Origin of the sequence: Sphingobacterium multivorum, from assembly GCF_039511225.1 — a bacterium.
In the GTDB taxonomy this organism is placed as follows: domain Bacteria; phylum Bacteroidota; class Bacteroidia; order Sphingobacteriales; family Sphingobacteriaceae; genus Sphingobacterium.
This window is the reverse complement of sequence record NZ_CP154261.1, coordinates 1,626,465-1,647,384: the sequence shown is the minus strand read 5'-3', so window position 1 is coordinate 1,647,384 and position 20,920 is coordinate 1,626,465. Positions and strand designations below refer to the sequence as shown.

At 41.2% G+C, this 20,920-nt stretch carries 15 protein-coding genes; 7 read left to right on the top strand and 8 right to left on the bottom strand.

What is annotated here, in order from left to right; all coding sequences use genetic code 11:
* Window positions 1-94 precede the first annotated feature (94 nt).
* The 6 genes from AAH582_RS06830 to AAH582_RS06805 all read left to right on the top strand — a co-directional run bounded on the left by AAH582_RS06830 (window position 95) and on the right by AAH582_RS06805 (window position 10,382).
* Entirely contained in the window at window positions 95-3,622 is a 3,528-nt protein-coding gene (locus tag AAH582_RS06830; protein WP_343321649.1) for a TonB-dependent receptor, read from the top strand.
* Window positions 3,623-3,633: 11 nt separating this feature from the next.
* Window positions 3,634-5,589 (top strand): RagB/SusD family nutrient uptake outer membrane protein, encoded by a 1,956-nt coding sequence (locus AAH582_RS06825; RefSeq protein ID WP_343321648.1) that lies wholly within the window; start codon window positions 3,634-3,636, stop codon window positions 5,587-5,589.
* 73 nt (window positions 5,590-5,662) lie between these two features.
* Entirely contained in the window at window positions 5,663-5,965 is a 303-nt protein-coding gene (locus AAH582_RS06820; RefSeq protein WP_046674307.1) for an Ig-like domain-containing protein, read from the top strand.
* 262 nt (window positions 5,966-6,227) lie between these two features.
* Window positions 6,228-7,685: a hypothetical protein gene (locus AAH582_RS06815; protein ID WP_343321647.1), complete on the top strand. Its 1,458-nt coding sequence runs from the start codon at window positions 6,228-6,230 to the stop codon at window positions 7,683-7,685.
* A gap of 17 nt (window positions 7,686-7,702) precedes the next feature.
* Entirely contained in the window at window positions 7,703-9,100 is a 1,398-nt protein-coding gene (locus AAH582_RS06810) for an alpha-L-fucosidase (RefSeq protein WP_343321646.1), read from the top strand.
* A 247-nt stretch (window positions 9,101-9,347) separates the two neighbouring features.
* Window positions 9,348-10,382 carry a leucine-rich repeat domain-containing protein gene (locus AAH582_RS06805; RefSeq protein WP_343321645.1) on the top strand — a complete coding sequence of 345 codons (1,035 nt, stop codon included), beginning with the start codon at window positions 9,348-9,350 and terminating at the stop codon, window positions 10,380-10,382.
* A 78-nt stretch (window positions 10,383-10,460) separates the two neighbouring features.
* Here AAH582_RS06805 and AAH582_RS06800 read toward each other — a convergent pair whose 3' ends face one another.
* The 6 genes from AAH582_RS06800 to AAH582_RS06775 all read right to left on the bottom strand — a co-directional run bounded on the left by AAH582_RS06800 (window position 10,461) and on the right by AAH582_RS06775 (window position 17,679).
* Window positions 10,461-10,874: a hypothetical protein gene (locus AAH582_RS06800; protein ID WP_343321644.1), complete on the bottom strand. Its 414-nt coding sequence runs from the start codon at window positions 10,872-10,874 to the stop codon at window positions 10,461-10,463.
* A gap of 57 nt (window positions 10,875-10,931) precedes the next feature.
* Complete coding sequence (locus AAH582_RS06795; RefSeq protein ID WP_343321643.1) at window positions 10,932-11,405, bottom strand: hypothetical protein; 474 nt, start codon at window positions 11,403-11,405, stop codon at window positions 10,932-10,934.
* A gap of 1,024 nt (window positions 11,406-12,429) precedes the next feature.
* Window positions 12,430-12,798, bottom strand: coding sequence for a hypothetical protein (locus AAH582_RS06790; RefSeq protein ID WP_343321642.1), 369 nt, complete (start codon window positions 12,796-12,798; stop codon window positions 12,430-12,432).
* On the bottom strand, window positions 12,795-15,581 hold the full coding sequence (locus AAH582_RS06785; protein ID WP_343321641.1) for an RHS repeat domain-containing protein: 2,787 nt from the start codon (window positions 15,579-15,581) through the stop codon (window positions 12,795-12,797). The genes AAH582_RS06790 and AAH582_RS06785 overlap by 4 nt, the downstream gene beginning before the upstream one ends.
* A 245-nt stretch (window positions 15,582-15,826) precedes the next feature.
* The gene (locus tag AAH582_RS06780; protein ID WP_343321640.1) at window positions 15,827-16,792 is read right to left on the bottom strand and encodes a hypothetical protein; all 966 of its coding nucleotides are present in this window, start codon (window positions 16,790-16,792) and stop codon (window positions 15,827-15,829) included.
* A gap of 50 nt (window positions 16,793-16,842) precedes the next feature.
* Window positions 16,843-17,679: a hypothetical protein gene (locus AAH582_RS06775; RefSeq protein WP_343321639.1), complete on the bottom strand. Its 837-nt coding sequence runs from the start codon at window positions 17,677-17,679 to the stop codon at window positions 16,843-16,845.
* 500 nt (window positions 17,680-18,179) lie between these two features.
* Between AAH582_RS06775 and AAH582_RS06770 the strand changes: the two genes are divergently transcribed.
* Window positions 18,180-19,166, top strand: coding sequence for a hypothetical protein (locus tag AAH582_RS06770; protein WP_343321638.1), 987 nt, complete (start codon window positions 18,180-18,182; stop codon window positions 19,164-19,166).
* Between the two features lie 67 nt (window positions 19,167-19,233).
* Here the strand turns inward: AAH582_RS06770 and AAH582_RS06765 are convergent, their stop codons facing one another.
* Both AAH582_RS06765 and AAH582_RS06760 read right to left on the bottom strand, forming a co-directional pair.
* Window positions 19,234-20,169 carry a hypothetical protein gene (locus AAH582_RS06765; protein WP_343321637.1) on the bottom strand — a complete coding sequence of 312 codons (936 nt, stop codon included), beginning with the start codon at window positions 20,167-20,169 and terminating at the stop codon, window positions 19,234-19,236.
* Between the two features lie 4 nt (window positions 20,170-20,173).
* The gene (locus AAH582_RS06760) at window positions 20,174-20,920 is read right to left on the bottom strand and encodes a hypothetical protein (protein ID WP_343321636.1); all 747 of its coding nucleotides are present in this window, start codon (window positions 20,918-20,920) and stop codon (window positions 20,174-20,176) included.

The window sequence follows — 20,920 nt, the reverse complement described above, 5'->3', positions numbered from 1 at the left end:
CCAACTACGAATCCCGCTGTTCTTTTCAGAGGGCTTTAATAACATCTGTACCAGAAAAATCAAAACTAAAAAAACCAACCCTATTACTGAAAATATGAATTACTTTATCAAATGTAAAGATTACCTATTCGGGAACCGAATGGACGAGCCCAGCTTTGCCCCACTCCTTTCAAAAAAGGTGAAAGCAACCTTGTTTCTAGGTTTACTATTTACCTATGGTGTCTATGGTAAAACCGAAGCCCAGCAGGTCACCTTACATATCAATAAGGGCAACTTAAAATCGGTCTTTACTGAAATTAAAAAACAGACCGGCTATCATTTCTTTTATGATGAGAGCCTCTTTAATGATCTCAAGCAGGTGAATGTCAACGTTGACAACCAAAAGTTGGAAAGCGTACTCAAAGAACTTTCAAACGAACTGCCCCTGCAGTTTGAACTGCATAAAAATCATATCATCGTCTTGCCGGGCACTCCGAAAGCCCCCCTGCAGCCCAAGCTACAACAGTATACGGTAAAAGGGCAATTGGTCTCCAAAAAAGACGGTAAACCCATCGAAAACGCAACGGTTAGCATCAACGGCAGCAACAGTCGAACCTCTTCCGATAGCAAAGGAAACTTTTCACTACAAACAGTCCAAGCCGAGGGTACGCTGAGCATTTCGCACCTTTCTTTTAAACCACAGACCTTGAGGTTTAACAGTGGGACAGCTGGTGCTTTGACAATAACCTTAGAAGAGAACGACAGTGCATTGGAGGAAGTTGTTGTTGTCGGATTCGGTACACAAAAGAAAGTCAATTTAACAGGAGCCATTTCACATGTTGGCAAAGAGGCCTTTGAGAATCGGCCGGTTGCCAATATCGGACAGGCCTTGCAAGGCCTGGTGCCCAATCTGAATATCACCTTCGGAAATGGTTCGCCAAACAGTACTCCGGGTTTTAACCTACGGGGTGGTACATCCATGAGTTACAATAGCAATACAGGTGTATTCGAATCCGTCAATGGTGATCCTTTGGTGATCATAGATGGAGTAGAAAGCTCTACCGGTGCCCTGAACCAGCTCAACCCGAATGACATCATGGATATGTCTTTTGTCAAAGATGCCTCCGCGGCAGCCATCTATGGTACAAAAGCAGCTTATGGTGTCATCTTGGTCCGTACTAAACGTGGTGAATTCAATCAAAAAGGCAAGATCGCCTATAACTTCGATTCCAACTTTGATACGCCATCTGGCCTGCCTGACATTTTAAACGCCTATGAGATTCAAAAATCGGGCATGGACCGGACTTTGTGGACAAATGGTAAACCTGGCACCGCAGATGAAAAAAAACTGGAGATGATCCAAAAATATATGGACAATCCCACACCCGAAAATGCCTGGTATCAGGAAGGAAACAGCATTATTTGGGTGGCTAACGTTAACCCATTTGAGGAAGCCGTCAAAAAATGGACGCCGATGCAAAAACATACGCTGAACTTGAGCGGTGGTGCCGAGTCTATTAATTACTATATCTCCGGTGGATTACAAAACCAATCGGGCATGTACAAGATCAACACCGATAAGTTGAAACGCTACAATGCGTTGATGAACATTAATGCCAAAGTAAATAGCTGGTTCAGCGTTTTTGGCAAAATAGGTTTTGACCAGACAAATTTCAATAGTCCATATATCGTCGGCGGTAAGGGAAGCATCTGGTCCGCCATGATGGGTGAGACAAACAAAAACATCAATATGCCTATCCAAACGGGGCCAAATGACCCATTGCCCAATACCTATACCGACAACATCCTTGCTTGGTTAAGTTATGGTGCAAACAACCAGTCGATGGATAGAAGAGTATCCTTGTTGATCTCCCCCGAATTCACCTTGATTCCGAATGCACTGAAATTAAAGGCCGACCTAAGTTATCAGCCCCAGTCTTATAGCTTGAGCCGATACAGCCCCAAATTCAACCAGGTCGTGGATTCTTGGCAATATACATCGCAGCAAGCCGAGGCGGCAGAAAACCGGGCCTATTTTGACAATAATAACACCAATAAATACCTGGTCAACATCTATGCAGATTATAAGAAGACCTGGGCCGAGACACACAATTTCTCCACCGTAGTGGGTTACAATCAGGAACAGACAAAATTTAATCAGATTACCAATACATTCCGCAAACTGATCTCGCCCGATATACAGAACCCGGATGCAGCTGAGGATCCTTCTTTACATACGGTATCCAGAAATGCATACACCCTGGCTGGACGTGCCGTATTTGGCCGTGTGAACTACAACTTTGCTGAGAAGTATTTCTTTGAGAGTAACCTACGTTATGATGGAAGTGCCAAATTTACGGAGAAAGACCGATTTGTCACCTTCCCATCCTTCTCTGCCGGCTGGCGCATATCGCAGGAGGATTTTATGGCCGGAACGAAGAACTGGCTCAACGAACTTAAACTGCGCGGAAGCTGGGGGAAATTAGGAAATCAGCCCTCATCCATCTATCCCTATCAGGCAACAATGAATACCGGCAAGGCTCCTTACTTAATCAACGGGCAGCAAATAGTCTATATTGACCCTCCAGGACTCGTTTCCCCATACCTCACATTTGAGAAAGCCAGAACCTGGAACGTCGGATTTGATGGAACATTTCTCAAAAACAGGCTCGATGTAACATTTGAATATTACAACAGAAAGACCACCGACATCCTTACCGATGGCAGTGCCTCATTTCCGACGACATTGGGAACAGCCGCACCGCTGGAAAACTCGGGCATTCTGGAAACAAAAGGATTCGAACTTTCTTTCCTCTGGAAACAGAGCATCAATCCCGATCTACGGTACCGTGTAGGCCTAAATCTATCCGACTATCTCACCAAAGTACAGCATTATGCCGCGAATACCAGCATGATGATTACCAATTCTTCGGGCCGGGAAGTCATGTATGATGGCAAAACAATTGGCGAAATATGGGGCTACCGCACGGGGGGCATCCTCCAAGAAAGTGATTTTGCCGGACGAAACCAAAGCAATGGCAACTGGATCTACAACGGAGCCTACCAGGGCACACTATATCCAGGTTATATCTGGTACCAGGACCTTGGCGGGCCGGAGGGAATTCCTGATGGAAAGATAGATGCCGGACTGAACACCTTGGCAAATCCAGGCGACCGTGTCGTTATTGGAAATTCTACACCACGTTATCGATTTGGTATCACTGGAAATGTCCAATATAAACATTTCGATCTCGACTTTTTGTTCCAAGGTGTACTGAAACGTGATATCTGGGCCGGATTATCTTCTTACTGGGGCGGTGGCGCAGGTTCAAAATGGATGTACGAAAGATCCTGGACACCAGATCGTACAGATGCCGAGTTTCCGATGTATGGTTCTTCGGTCAATGTACAGGACAGATACCTGATCAATGGGGCCTACCTAAGACTCAAACAGGCCGTATTGGGCTATACCCTACCGCAAGAGATGACCAAACGAATTGGTATCGAGCGGTTACGTTTCACTTTGGCCGGTTATAACCTCTTTGAAATCACAAAAATACCAACAATTTTTGATGTCGATCAGATATCTGCCGACTATCCACAAAAAAGATCCATTGCTTTTGGAGCTCAAATTGTCTTTTAACCCATACTACTATGAAAAAAAATATATTCAAATTAATCGTCCTTGCTGCAGCATCGTCCCTGGTGCTGCTACAGTCCTGTAACGATAAATTTTTACAGCTAAGTCCCGAAACTGAACTATCGAACGACAACTCCTTACATACCGAAACAGAGCTGACATTATACCTCAATAATCTCTATAACCGCTATATTCTAGGGCATGGTTCTGGCTGGGCTGATGCTAAAGTCAACCCCAATGTGGTTGGCGGTAGCCATTTGTTGGCTTCCGACTTTATGACTGACAATATGGTCCGTTACGGCAACATCAGCAGTATAATGGACAACACCTTTATTCCGCCCAATGCAGGTGGTTCAGTGGACTGGACATGGGAAAACCTGCGCTCCGTCAATTATTTCATCAAAAACTACCGCAATGCATTGCCGGCGGTGAATAATGATGCCATGCGATTGAACAAATATATCGGTGAAGCCTATTTCTTTAAGTCGATGGATTATTACCGCAAATTAATGCTGTTTGGCGATGTGCCCTGGCTTTCGAGCGACCTCAACATCAACAGCGAGGAATTATACAAACCACGCGATAAACGAACGGTGGTTGCCGACTCGTTAATGAAGACCATCGATCTGGCTGTTGCTGGTCTAGAAGGCATTACTGGCCGTCCAGACGGCCGTATCAATCAGGATATGGCGCTATTTTTAAAAGCACGAATAGGCCTGTTCGAAGGTTCCTTCCGCACCTATCACAACGAGTTATCCTTACAAGGCACTGCGAAGCCCTTTTTAGAAGCAGCTGTGGATGCCTGTGAAAAAATCATTGCCTCCGGAAGATACCAGTTGTATGCTACGGGTGAAACACCATACTGGAAACTATTTACCTTTAAAAAAGATCCAAATTCCGATGGCAATAAAGAGGCTATCCTGGCACGCGTTTATGATGGTACGGTCGTAGGTCATGCCACTCAGCGCTATTGGGATCAAAACAACAGTATTTCTGGCGGACGACCAGCTGGCGGTGCAACACGAGGCCTAATCGATGAATATCTGTGTATTGACGGTAAACCGATCTATACAGCAGGATCCGCAGGAAACTATTCGGCCAATCCACTTTTCAAGGGCTACGATGGACTATGGTCCGAGCTGGAAAACCGCGACCCACGGTTGAAACAGACCATTAATTATCCCGGTGAAAATCGCTCCTTGTTTAATCGAACAGATGGGACGACCAGCCTCGAAAAAAATGGCATCACCTATCCTCGGCTATCTTACAATGTCAGTGGTGGTACCACCGTAACTGGTTACTTACCTATTAAGCACTGGATGGGTGACCGTACCGAGAATGAAGCCACGACAAACGGACAACAAACGGCTATTGAATTCCGATATGGAGAGGTATTGCTGATGTTAGCAGAAGCAAAAGCCATTTTAGGCACGCTGACACAGAATGACCTGGATCGGACGATCAATCTGTTACGCCAACGTGCAGGATTTGACTTTGCGAAATACCCGAGCAGCAAGCTCGAGCTTGGCAACCTCCCTGCCGATCCTAGGCTTGATGAGATCTATGCTGCAAAACTTGATTATGCCGTTAGCCCCATCATCCGTGAAATCAGACGCGAACGCCGTATTGAAATGGTGTTGGAAGACCGTCGTTACGAAGATTTGATGCGCTGGAAAGCGGGCAACCTGATGACAGTGCCCTTACGCGGCATGAAATTTACAGCTGAAAAAGGAAAATTGTACGATGGGACACATACCGCCAAACCTATTATCGCCCTAAAAGAAGAAGTCAATAAAGACATCTTTTTGGATAATAGCGGATTTATCATCGCTTATCCGCGGAGTGCCAACATTACCAATGGTGTCGCCTTATGGGCAGACTACCGCTACTATTGGCCATTACCCTTATATGATCTCACGTTGGACGGTAATCAGCTGGTTCAGAATCCAGGATGGCTGGGCGCAAAATAATATGAATAAAAAAAATAACATCATGAAAATTAAAGTATATATCTACCTGTCGATTAGCCTGCTATGTGTAACTATGGGGTTGAACGCATGCAAAAAGGATCTGGGGCCCATTAAAGATAATTTGACTGTTCGCGAAGCTGTACTTTCTGGAGGGTTCATGCAGATTCCTGTTAAAATCGGAACGCCGCTTCAGATTAATCTGGCGGTCAATCCGGGAAACCGCAGCGTCACACAGGCGACCTATACCAACAAACATCCAGAAATTGCAACGTATAGCAGTACAGGCTTGGTTACCGGCTTAACCGTCGGCAAAGATACCGTCACCATACGATCCGGCGAACTCAATGTCTGGTATATAGTCAATGTAACTAAGTAATAGTCGGCATTCACCATGCTCGAAAAAATAATGGTAAGAGATGACCATTTGTTTATTTAGTGTTTAGTTTAGACTATCAGACAAACCCGTCTGGTAGTCTTCTTTTGACAAAATAACATCTATTCATTTTACCGTTTTTCAAATTATAAAAACGATTGACTTAATTGTAAACAAACCCAATTTCTTACTATAGGCTTGTATTTTGAATAATTATAAGCCACCAATATACATGAACAATTATAAATTATTTACTTCAAAAATTATGACACAACAAACAAAAAAATGGATGCAAATCATGAAAGGACTTGCATTGTCCACCACAGTCCTATTCCTTTTTTTCGCGTGTTCCAAGCCCTTGGTAGAGCAAAATGCACCAGAAACACTACGATTAAAGGCGTCATCAAATGGCGTTATTGACACATCCCTGGCCAATCTCACATTTGTGACTAATCCCGTAAATCTCAATATCGTCATGTTTGTCCCCACAGACAATCCAGCCTTACCCGGCTACAAAACACGGTTATCTCAGCTATTTGTCCATTTCCAGGATTGGATGCATAATGAGATGGCACGTTATGGTTACAGCAGTTATCTGGGTCTGGCAAAAGATTCTGCAGGCCTAGTTAACATCATTGAAATCCCTGCCGCAGGAGCTCAAGCGGACTACCCTTATAGCTCAGCCGTATCCGCTGGTAAAATTATAAATGAGATCAATACGTACAGAGCTGCCCATCCAAGCCAATTTTCATCCAACAATCACTATCTAGTGCTGTTGCCCGCAAGAACAGATGGCGATAACAGCCAACCGTTCTATGGCTATGGAAAATACTGCTTTGCAGTAGATAATTCCTCCATGTCTGTCAATGGAATTCCAAACCCTAGCTCAAACTATATCGGCGGCATGCTGCATGAATTGGGTCATGGATTAAATTTGCCGCATAACCGCGCTAAATATGTCAGTGAAGAACCTACATTGGGCACATCATTGATGGGAAGCGGCAATGTGAGTTTTAGCAAGGGGCAGCCTACTTTTCTAACAGGCTCCGATGCTGCGATTCTCAACAGAAATGAAGTTTTTCAACCTGCAGTAGCGACAGCTACCCCTTACCAGGCACCTACATATTCTGTTCAACCTCAATTTGCCATTGACAACAGTCAACAAAAAATCTTTATTACTGGAAATTATACGTCCAATTTGCCTGTGAGTGAGATATTGGTTTATATGGATCCCAATGTGAACAATGAAGGTACAGGAGCCAACAAAGATTACAATGCAGTCACCTGGAAATTTGCCCCCGTTTCCTCTGGTGTCATCCAAGGGACTATAGATCTCAATGAACTTTACTACAAAGGCAATACACCTTACGAACTCAAGGTCAAATTATTATTGCAAAATGGCTACACAACATCCAATGTTTACGAATTCAACTATGTCAACGGGCTCATGACGACCAATCAGGATTCGGTGTATACCTATTCCAATGCGTCCTATGCCGGTGTGAAAGGAAGCTTTGGTAAAGGGCAATATACCACCGCAGACTTATTGGCCAAAGGTGTGACAGACAATAGCGTCTCTTCCATTAAAGTTGGTGCCAATGTTAAAGTAACGTTATACAATAACGATAATTTTACAGGCGACAGTCTTGTCGTCACATCATCCTCTTCTTATCTTTCGACTTTCAACGATAAGGTTTCATCCATGAAAGTACAAAACCGTTAAAAGATTTGGGAAATACAATGCATAAATTAATTTTAAGGAACGCAGTGCCATTGCTTGTTGTGCTATTAGCGTTGGTCGGGTTGAACCTGCAGGCGCAGCCCGCTCCCTGGTTTACCGACGGGAAATTCGGTCTGTTTCTACACTGGGGGCTCTATTCCCAGACTGCGGGCGACTGGGACGGCCATCCCACCAAAGGTGGTGAGCATTTTATGCTCTACGAACGCATACCCGTCAAGACCTATGCAAAGATTGCCGATCAGTTTAACCCAACAGGCTTTGATGCCGACCGCTGGGCTCAGATGGCCCACGATGCCGGCATGAAATACCTGGTGATCACGGCCAAGCACCACGATGGGTTTGCGATGTACAATTCGGCCGCAAGCGACTATAACATCGTCAAGCGCACCCCTTGGGCAAAAGATCCAATGAAGGAGCTTGCGGTGGCCTGCAAGAAATATGGTCTCAAGCTCTGTTTCTATTATTCCCTTGGCCGCGACTGGGAAAACCCCGATGTGCCTACCAACTGGCCTGTCAAAGCCGGGCGCAGCAATACCTGGGACTATCCCGATGAAGATGCCAAAGACCTCAACAAATACGTTGAAAATAAGGTCAAACCGCAGCTGCGCGAATTGCTGACACAGTATGGTCCTATCGGTATTATTTGGTTTGATACACCTGAGCTGATCACCAAAAAACAAAGTCAGGAAATCAAAGATCTGATCCATTCCATTCAGCCAGACTGTATTATCAACAGCCGGATAGGTAATGGACTTGGCGATTATGCCGTTGTTGAGCAGTCGCTGGTTTCTACTGCCCGGAAGAACTGGGAAGCCTGCATCACGATGAGTGAAAACTGGGGTTACAATAGGCATGACACCAAATGGAAAAGTCCGGAGCTGCTGGTCCGCAACCTAATTGAGGTGGTAAGCAAGGACGGCAATCTGTTGCTCAATGTGGGCCCCAAAGGCGATGGTACCTGGCCAGTTGAAAGTCAGGAAAACCTACATGCTATCGGAAGCTGGATGAAGACCAACGGCGAAGCGATTTACGGCACCACGGTCTGGGATGGCGCCAAACAAACCGCGCAAACCCTACAGGCCGACAACAAGGTAGCCGAAAAGGAGAAAGCGAGCATGAAAGATGCCGTGAATGATGCAACGTCAAAAGAAATCGTATCAGACTATCGCTTTACGCAGAAAGGGAAAAGTGTTTATCTTTTTGTGCGTAGTCCGTCGACGGCTACAATAGACATCCCTGAGCTTTCAAAAAGTGTTCTCGACATCAAAAGTTTAACGCTTCTCGGCAGTTCCTCGAAGGTGAAATGGATCCAAAATATAGATACCCTGCGGCTGTATTTACCTACTGCCAAGGATCAAGGAATCCCGATTTACGTATACAAGATCGAAGCGAAATAACCCAGCGCCTATTTCGCAAACCGTCTTACTCCCTTTAACAAGAAAGCTCCCTGATCATTGATTGGTCGGGGAGCTCTTACAATCCAACCGCTCTTTTTACGTTGACACTTCCGTCGGACTGTATTTTAAAACACTATTGCTTCAGATACAGCGAATCGTAAGCCAAAATGATCGGATATAAATCCATATAACAGACTCGTCTTAAAATGTGCATCTTTGCTTTAACGACAAAAGACAAAGTACACACATGAAAAAATATATTATTGTATTCAGTTTATCCATACTTACGTTAACCGTTTCGGCGCAGAAGAAAAAGAAGAAACAGGGTCCACCACCAGTGGTGAAGCCTATCCCCGAGCCACCAAAAGTGATCGAACAGGCAGGTACTTCGGAAAGCATGCCTGTTATGATATCCATGCCCATGCGGGCGGTCGATCAGGTGCGCATCAAAAAGACAGATGGGCAAGAACTCAATCTGGAGAAAATCGAAAAGCTGGTCAATACAGATCTGTCCCAGGTACAAACCATGTCCCTAAACTCTTCCATACCTGGAAAGAAGCTCAGCAGCGAGATACTGCAAAAGATTATGGACGAGGGCAGTCAACTGGAGTCACTGGAAATCAGCAGCCTGGACATCGACACATTTCCTGAGATAAAGACCACTCATCCGAAGCTAAAAAAGATCACTTTAAGTAAAAATGAGCTCAGTGTACTTCCCGCAAGTATTTCCAATCTGACAGCGCTGGAAGAGTTCGACTGCAATAATCCCTTGACAAGCTTGCCAGCATCCTTTGCACAACTCAAAAACTTAAAACAGCTTGGGCTTAACGGGAATGTGTTCAGCACTTTTCCTGAGGAAATTTTTAGTTTGGACAAACTATCCTTCCTTTACCTTTCGGGCAAATATAAGGGCGAAACCAAACTGACGGATCTGCCTGATCAATTTGATCGTTTACCGGAGCTGAAGGAACTCGGGGTAGAGCATGCCGGGCTATCGACGCTGCCGAAATCTATTGCTGCATTAAAAAAACTGGAAAAGGCCAATTTTTCGTTCAATCAATTTACAAACTTCCCAGCGGCATTGTACAATAATCCCAAACTGGTTTTTGTACCGTTTACGAATAATCCCCTGCAATGGGAACCATTTTTGGCTTCCGTCAAAAAAATAAAATGGAGCGGTCTCTTCTTTTTGAACGATACAGGGCTTAGCAAAAAACAGTACGAGCAGGTACAGCAGATCCTCAGCAAGACAGACGTCTATTATGATGAGATGAATGATTAAATCCTTTTACAGTAAGCCCAAAAGATAATTTTTGGGCTTACATTCGAAATTATTCGTTCTAAATAACACGCGATACAATTATTGCGCATGAAATTTATCTTTAATTGCTTTTGCTAAATTGGGTATATCCTCAATAGCTTGATCAATCATTTGTCGATATAAATTTTCGCCATATTTTGCTATTAAATGCTCATTTAAATCACCGCTCGTTGGCCTTCCGTCACTATATACATAAATAGGCAAAATTAAATAATTTGGCACGTCATTAAAAGTAATCATTTCCCATGTCAATAACCCTTTAAAACTATTTACAGTTTCACGAATTTGACCATATATCTGGTCGTCTTTGCCTTTGTCTTTAAATCGGAATCTTAAAAAGGGAAATGACACATATGGATTATTTGAGGCTAGCATACCCGCCCTACCTGTCGCGATAGGATAAATGTCATCTAATGTAAAAAACAAAATCATATTTACTTCTTCGAAATCCATATTACAGTCGTTTAATTTAATAGCAATATTAGTCTGACAGTATATTCGCCTTGAACTTTAAAAATCAAATTTCAATTCTTTACTCTTTCCAATCCAAACTACATCATCCTCAGCACCTTTAAAAAAAACATAACTAGATACTTTTGCGGTAACATCAAACCAAGGAAGCGTTTTAATATTAAATTTTAAAACACGATTATGAGAAAAGGTAAAACTAACATGCTGATAATGAAACCAAATAGTCGGCAATAAATTTACTATTTCCTGATTTAAGATCTTTCCTTCGAATGTAATTTCAAAGTTATTATAACTAAAATTACCTTTATTGTCTAAAACCAATTTTAGCTTTTCGAGTAAACTAGGGTCATCATAATCAGGCCTACTTGCATTTATATAAAAATAACCCGTTTCGAAACTTAGCTTTAAAATCAAGTTGATAAAATATTCTCTATCAGAATAGATATCAACTACAGGCTTGATAGACAGTAAATTGCCTCCCTCATTATTATGAATTTTTAAATCTTTCATCATTTCACTTTCGGTATTTCCTAAAAAAATGGTGCTTTAAGTGTCGATTTACCAGCCACGCGTCCCATTTTACGATAGGATTACATAATATCTAATTTATAGTTACTAATCATCAATCCCTTATCTCCAAAGATACCATGTACACGATTTAAACCAAATGGGTTTATTTTTTTAATACTGCTGAACAATTGGCCCACCCTTATAAAAATGCGTCATTTTTAGAGGTGTTATTGGTTTTAATCTATTTTAGCTTGGAAGCTTTCGACAGAAACCTATGGCTTAGCATCTACGCAAAAACATAGTTCACAAATAAGAAAATAGTTAATTGCTAAAGTCTAACTGCGTTTGGATGGGTATCTACAAGAAAATAATTGGTACATAGCGCATTTCACAACTTGGTAGCCTTAAAAACTTTTGTCTTCAGATCTAATCGGGAGAATTTTTCAAATTTTTATACTAATGTTTTTTTCATACTCGTCTTATTGGTAAACGAGTCTTTCCGGTGAGTATATCGCTGCAATCATGGGGCTCCAGCCTATGATCCTAAAAGGTTGGAACACTTTTGAACACGCATAAGAATGGAATCCATAATTATAACATGGGAGTTCTTACTTCTCATCTTATGTTCTATACGAAAGTTCAATTTTCGGGATAAGACCCGAAGCAGAAGTTTTCTTTCGATTTAAACTAAATTATATCCTGGGATTAATAAGGTTTACAATGTTTAAAATCATAACTTCCTGAAATTCATACTACGGCTCGATCGTTTTCCGTTTTCGAGACAACTGTCCCAAGATAATTCTATATAAAATCTCCTAGCATCGAACACCTCTTTATTTATGATTTTCATAATATCTTTTTTTATTCCATGGTTGACGACCTCTTTTTAGTTCCGAAATTTTATTTTACAAAAAATAGCCTATCTCATGCAGACGGGCTATTTTCCCCACAATTGAATCAATACATTGATGGTGATTTTCATTTCATTAATCGGTTACAATTGCATCTTTGTAAAACGTAATTTAAATCAGTTTTCTTTTTTGTAATATTGATCGCAAAGCTCATCTAGCATAATAATTGGTTCTCCATTTTTGCGCGTAACGAATAATTCGGTTTCTGCTGTACCTCCTGCATTTATTAAAATCAGCTTAGTATTGAACATACCTTTTTCAAGCCTATACTCACCACTTCCCCAAAAGGCACTTCTAAACTTATTATTTTCGTATAAAGTCAACTCGTCATCACTAGTTGGTAATTCTACTAATTTTTGACCACATTCATGGTATTTAAGAGTATAATGTCCTTCAAGCCCAGAATTAAGTGGTCTCAAATAAAAAAAACAGAGTAATCCTAAAAAAGCAAGTATAATAATTTCTCTTTTATATTTTATAATCATTTCGAAAGAAATAAATAAGTTTGATATGTATTAGTTTCCCTATCATCATAGCTCCAATATTTGATGTTATCAGAATCTAAAAACCGCGTACCTCGTTGATAATTTTTGACAGGAAGATGAAGATAAAAAGAGGTCCTAGATTTTGAGTCCTGAATTAATGTAAGTGTTTTATTTCCTAACCTATAAAAGCTGGCATTAAAACTCCCCATCATTTGAATCTGCATATTAGGACCAGCAGACAAATTATCGACAATGGGCCAAAAATTTATCGATACTGCATCTCTATCCAGACCTTTACTTTTAAAACTCTTAAAAGCATTAAAATAAAGCTGGCTCTGTCTTATTGCTATGTTAGAAGGGTGCTTGCCTACAAAAACACTTCTTTCTGGTCCATATCCATCTTTCCATTCATTGTAAATATCTATCCAGCCGATTTTATCTCCCCTTTGAGATCCTGTGAGGGCCTCTCTTCCATTCCTAATTACATTCCAATTCCCTACTTTGTCAGTTACATAAGTAATCTGATTAAGGCCTATAGTTGTATGAAAAAAATCAACCCCTATATCGTCGCCCTTCGTCGACGTTTTAATCCACTTTCCATTTTTATCCAATTCAAATTCACCATCTAATCCACCATCTTTATCAATTCTGTTCACAGGGTTATTTCCCATCCCAACATAGGGTGAATGATATTGTGCCTTTGGATCAGTTGTCAACCACCGACCTATAGCAGCATCATAATTACGAAGCTCAAAATTACTCCAACCCGTCTCTTTATCTTTCTCCGCATACAATCCCTGGTAACCGTATCTGTTTTCAACGCCACCTGAACGTACCTCCATTCCAAATGGATAGTAATCTGCATAATATACGATATCGGCAGTACCGTTTGTAGTCTTATTGCGATTAATCACAACACGCGTATTGCCTACATGATCTGTGATCGTATACTGATAATTACTGCCAAGCCTGTAAAAAGTACCTAGTCTGTCAGACCCGTAAACAGGTTGTTCCTTTAATTGGATCGCACCAGTTCCCTGCTGTTCAAAGACCGCAGCTAATGAGCCGTTTCCACCTAAACTATACCATGTAACGGCTCCCGTCCGGTGATCCTTTTTCATTACACGATTGCCGTCATCATCATAAACAAAGCTAAGAATTATTGTTTGTTTGGCTGCATCACTGTAGATTTTTGTGACCTTGCCACTAACATCATAATCCAAATACATTCCAGCGCTCCCCTTGATTTGGGATGTCAATTGACCGATTGCATCGTAGGTATAAGTAGCATATCCAGTTACTGAAGTTAATTTATTGCTGTTTGCCTGATAGTTATATGCATAATTACCTAGTTCTCCGCCGGCACCATTGGTACGTATAAGGCTTTTAATATTACCATGACCATCATAGCTAAGACCACGCTCCCTGTTGATCTCACCTCCAGCGACAAAAGATGACCCCGTAAAGTTTGGAGCACCCCAACGGTTTTCAGTCAACTGTCCTGTCACATCATAGCTATAAGTGTTCATTATTGGTGCAACATCCGTAGAGTTTGGCTTCTTAGAAAACCAACTTATGCCATTGATTAGCCCACTATAGTTTGCAGTGCTGACACCATTCTGGATCGTTGGTATTCCGGCCTGACGGTTGTTATAATCTCCTGCATAATATTCCATGTTCATCCCGAAAACATCCGCAGCAAAACCATTTCCACCATCACCCCCAGGATCTTTAGCAGCATTCGCATTGTTGATGCTCTTGAGCTTACCATCAATACCATACACATAATCTATCCCCTGTAACTTATCCCCTAACTCTACTCGTTTAAGCGGACCATGTAGGTAATAACTATATTTCGCATGAAGGACTTTAGTGCTTTCGTTATCCGTTGTATTGGTATATGCGGCAACTAATCGTTTATCCTTGTCGTATTCGAAATAATGGACCATCGTCTCAGCTCCTGTACCCTTTTGGTAAATGCTCTTGGTAACATTGCCCAGATCATCATACACATAATCCATCGTCTTGTATCCAAGCCCCGCAACATACTTGACCGTCCACACAACATTGCCATCCCCGTCATAATTGTACCAGGTTTTGCTCACCAGGTTGGAAGCTGTTGCCGGATCCCCGCTGTATTTTGCTTTACTCGAAACTGCACTTCCTAAAAGAAAATAACTATCCTGTACATAGCCTACTGGACTTGGAATGCTCTCCGGATTATCATACTTGATCACCGTAACATCTGTACGGGTACCCGTTAGGTAACTCGAAGCCGCAGTACCGACAGCATCAAGACCAGCTGTGCTGACGGTGCCAAAGCTAAGTGTACCTGATGGTGTAATTTCTCCACTTTCAATACTACGTCCGTAACTGTCATAGTTCGTATAACTAAACTTATTTGTCAGTTTCTGCAGCGCGTTCTGTGAAAAACGAAGTTTGCCATCACTGCTGTATTTCATCTCGGCCTTACCTGCATCGGGATCTGTACTCTCGATCAGATTGCCTCTACCATCGTACTTGAATGTTTTCACAAATGGGATGCTCGCCAAGGTTGCATAACTACCAATGCCGCTAGTCCATAATTTCTTTACCCCTTCTGGCGGGATTGTCGCCTTTACTCGTCCAAGTTGATCATAGAATGTAAAGCTCACATCGGAAAGACCTATTTGGTAGTTCACAGAATTCCCTGCATTGTTTGTAAACTGGTATAAACCTGGCTGTAGTGCTTTTGTACCAGACACTCCAGTTTCTGATTCAGAACGAAAATAGTCCTTTAGCATTCCGGAGGTAAAACTCACATTTTGTGGCGTGACTATCCCGAAATAGCCCGTTTGGGTATTTACAAATAATAAGAATTAGTAAAAGAAACACAACTCAACATATTAATAATAAGAGAATTAATTTTACAATAAAAAACAGCACATATCATAAAAAGACAATCTATTTTCACCAGACCACAAAGAACAACCCGATACTGTTATTTTTACAATAAACAAATCTATTCACATTATGAAATCGATCATCATTATCTTTTTTCCAACAACTGTATCTTCTCCGCTTGTCCTTCAATTTTCTCGGCCTGTTTTTTCATTTCATTATTCATCTGAATAAGCTGTAAAGTCATTTCCTCCACCTTTTTGAGCAAGAGTAAATTCATCTCAGCCAAATCGAGCCCATCAGCTTGGATCTGTTTAGCCGAAGGTATCTCAGGTAAATGTTTATTTGCTTTGACATAGCTTTCAATCTCCTCCAAGCTCTTTAAATCGTAATCAGGTTCAAAAACATAGTCGGGCACATTGATATCTGTCTTAATCTTGATCTCTTTTGCCAGAATATTGCCTTCAACAGCCAGTTTAGCCTGCGGGTTACTGGTTCCGATACCTATATTTCCACCAGGCATCACGGTCAATCTAGCAGCCCCGAAACCATTTCCATGAAAACCATCTCCTCCATCTTCCATAATATTAAACGTAGTCGAATTCTGAGTTCCGCCAATGGACCATTGTTTTGTGCGGTTACGATAACTGAATAGCAACTTTGGATCATCACCAGCCGCTTTGTCGGTTACCAAAGCTAAGGCATGTCCCCAAGACTGCTCACCGTTTGAACGGAAAACTCCAGTTGAAATGTTTCCTATTGGTGGCTGAACATCCAATCGAGTTCGGGGAACTGAACTGCCGATGCCAAGATTACCTTCACCCGTGAATAAAAAAGTAGCATTGATCAAAGGGCTGCTTGAAAAGCAAATCGATGCTAAACCGGTCGCGGCATCATACAAGCTTCTGATACGCGTAAGCTCATCGCCATTGGCTTTTTGAAAAACAACATCTCCGGCATCAGTAGGATCATTTACCCCATTACTGAAACCCTTGAAGACCAAATTTTGTCCATTGTTGATATTGATACCATCAAATGTGGTTTGTGCCTGAGCTTGATATAGCTGTAGACCGGCAACGGCTAATAGCGTTGCGAGCAACGATTTTCTTTTCATAATTGATAACTTCTTATTGTTTTTTTGATTAATACACGTGTAGTTTTGGCTTACTTTGTCGATTCCAACTTTTCAAGTCTTTCCATAATCCGATTGATTATTTTATCTTTTTCAATTAGGTGTAAAGTCATTTCCTCCACCTTTTTGAGCAAGAGTAAATTCATTGCAGCCACATCCATTCCATCCGCTTGAATCTCTTTGGCCGAAGGCACATCTGGCAAATGTTTATTTGCTTTAATATAACTTTCAATTTCCGCTAAACTTTTTAACTGATAATCAGGTTCAAAAACGTAATCAGGAACACTAACATCTGTCTTAATTTTTATTTCTTTTGCCAAAATATTGCCGTCCACGGACAACTTCGCCTGCGGATTTAAGGCACCTATGCCCATATTTCCATTGGGAAGGATTGTAACTTTAGCTGTCTGATTGGTAATAATGGAAAAGGGATGATTGCTACGTGTCCCAACGATACCACCAGATGGAGCTCCATAAAACCCTTGTTCATGTACCCAAAGTCCACTCTGAATATTATTTGTAGCTACTATAGCTTTTGCGTGTCCAATCCCCTGCACTTGCAAAACCCTATCCCAACCGTCGCTATTTTCAATTGTCGTGGTACCTATACCGGCATCGCTCATCGTATTCAGCCTTCCATTATTCGCAACCCAGAATGAATTCCCTATTTTAACACCGTTCGTAAAATCTCCCTCATAATTGATCGTCAACACATTACCAGCATCATGCACAAATGCCCTGCCCCCTGATCCTCGCGGTGGATAGGAAAAGATAACATCTGCAGCACCGTTATAACGGAATTCATACGCCTGTCCATAGGCAGAAACTGCCATACACGCGGCAGCCAATAAGGTTAATACTCTTTTCATATGTTGGCATTTATATAGCTAATTTTCTTTTATTCCACTGATAGCTACTATTAAAAGGTATTTAAGGAAATACAAGCCTTAATTACGCAAAAATCCTAATGAATTAATCGGAATCAACAGGTTGAATTGAAATTATTCAGATTTAATACGTTAAACACGTACATAGCTAACATTATCAAAAAAAGATAATATCACAAGTTAATAGTTAAGCTAACGTCCGATTAAAATATTTCTCACAGTATTTTAAACGAATGACCGAAATTACATATTTCCCAACAAACAATCCTTAATAATTAAAAAGTTTTTATTTAAAAACCATAAAGAGATTATAAAAGAAATTAAAGACACTCAAATAGAAAAGGCATAAAATACACAAAACAGTGTAACAAAGCGTATTAAACAACAAAAAAAACAAAAAACATTCTCCACAAGATAATTACAACTAAACTAAAACAATAGAGAGAAAAACAATTATATATCTTTGTAAAAATTAACAATTTATGAAAAGTATTAACATTTTAACACTATTATCGGCACTATTCATTTGCCTTAATACCTTAAGCGGTCAAGAATCTGGTATTAAAACAAAGAACCTCGGTGACTTTTCGTCTTCTGATAACCAGGCACGCGAATTCAAATTGTTTGACCTATCTTACAATACCCATCACTGGCAAAATGGCGCAAGTGTGATCGTGGAAGTTTTCCAAGATTTTTATGCACCTGCTTACGCCAAATATGTCATCAACTTTGGCTACGGAAAAGGAGCTAATTACGGGACGGGGCAGCTCTATCAGGTAGAAAACTTCGGCAGCCACGAATTTGCAGTAGCATTTGGTACAGGATCCAATCTAGCTACCCAATATTCAGGATATCCGAACGCAAAAATTCCAGTTATGTTGAAAATAAAAGCCTATATTTCCTGTCGGGTGAAAGTGACTTATACCTATAATGAAGTAGCTTCGGTAGCGAATTACGCCGAAATAGCTTTTGGTAACACGTCCGGGACTGTTATACCTGATTTCACAGCACAAACCATGGCCAATACGCCAATGTGGACAACAGGGAGCCTACGGGTTGAAGGAATGGACAATCATTATATCTCTCAAGGTAATTTGGGAATCGGAACCAAAAACCCACAGGACAAACTTTCCGTAAACGGTAAAATACGTGCACATGAAATCAGGGTAACAACCGCAACCGCGGATTGGCCAGATTATGTCTTTAAAGCAGATTATGATTTAAAACCTTTATCCGAAATCGAACAGTATATTAAAACCAAGGGACATTTACCAGGAGTTCCAACTGCCAGCGAAGCGGAATCCAACGGCGTCGAATTGGGTGAACTCAACAAAGTGTTATTGAAGAAGATAGAGGAACTGACTCTTCATGCTATTGAAACAAAAAAGCATATAGAGCAACAAGACAAAGAAATCAGTGCTTTAAAAGAATTAATCAATAATAATCTCACCGCGAAATCAGCTAATTAACCTGCTGGTTTCCAATGATCATTGACTAATCCAAGGGTTCCAAACCTGTTTGAAGCCCTTGGATTATCTATCGAGCCATAGAACCATTCTCCTTCAATTGCCTGATTTCCTCAGACTGCTTCACTAATGTCTTATTCATCTGAATAATTTGCAAAGTCATTTCTTCCATCTTTTTCAGTAGCAATAGGTTCATTTCGGCCACATTCAATCCTTCCTTCTCAATTTCCTTGGCAGACGGAATTTCTGGAAGATGTTTATGTGTTTTAACAAACTCTTCGATCTGCTCCAACGTATTCATTTTATACCCCGGCTCGAATACGTAGTCAGGCACCGAAATATCCGTCTTAACTTTTATTTGCTTTGCTAAAATATCACCATTTACTGCGAGATCAGCCTGTGGATCATCGGTTCCTATCCCCACCTTTCCCAGTACATTAAATCGAGACACATGATTGCTGATCTTTCTATTGGGAACAAAATCTGTTATCTCTTTCAAAATACTGGTATTTTGTGCTATTCCATTCTTTTCATAGGTAACAAACTCCAAACTGAGCGCCGACGATTTAACCCAGCCTACAAACTGAAACCCATTCTGATGATAAGCAGCCAAATAAGGAACTTCCAAAGCAAGGTATTTCTTACCGTTGTATCGGCATGTTTTAAGCTTCCACAGATAATCAGCCTCATCATTCGAGATGAGGTTAGCATAGGTCGAGCTATAGGCTGACGAACTATTGATATTAGCCACATTTAATCTATTTCCTGCGCTGGTACTGCCTCGTCGGGCTGCAATTGTACCGACCAAATAATTATCGGAAAGCAGCGTGCCATCATAAATTTCATGCAATAGAATCAACGATTTGGTATAGTCCGCGTTTTCGGTAGCATTGATCACCTTATGAACGTAATCTCCAGAAAGCGTCGTAACTTGCGCGTTTAGAACGCTCCAAAATAATGTAAAGACTATCGTGGGGATAAAAAATCTAAACTTCAAATATGTCATATTGCTATTTAACTTTCTTTTGTAGTGTTTCAATAAGATCCTGCTGTTTTCTATTCGATTTGTCCAATTCGATCACATGCAGGGTTAACTCTTCGATCTTCTTCAACAATATTTTATTCATCTCGCCAAGCGATAGGCCGTTTGATTCTACGTCCTCCGCTTTGGGAACATCTGAAAGATGTCCATTTGTCAGAATAAATTGCTCAGTTTCATGTAATGAGATTAAGTTATAGCTCGGTTTAAAAACATAATCAGGCCAGTTGCTAGTCTCCACTTTAATCTCTCGCGCACGGATATTCCCATTGACCGAAAGTTTTTCACCTGGTGTTTCTATACCGATGCCCAAGTTACCATTGGGATCCATGGTGATTTTATTGAAATAAGATCCATTGGAGGTTGCAAATACCAAGTTACCCATTGCATTCGTTGTTGCATCTGTAGCCTGCAGCCCACCAATATAGGCCACCCCTTTAAACCCCGCTGAATTTCGAGACACCCAGGAGATTGTACCAATTGAACTTTCCCGCATTAAGGCCCCAGAGCTTAGTACAATATGGGACTGACTATGCAAAGTAGTATTATTGTTAAAAATTTCCATAACTCTGTTGTTCCCACCATGAAAATAGGAAGAGGGATTAAGCACCCCTATCCCCGCATCTCCAGAACTAGGAAATGTATTCGATTGGGAATAAACCTGTACGCTACAAAAAGTTAAAACCGAAAGGGTCAATAAAATAGATTTGATGTTCAT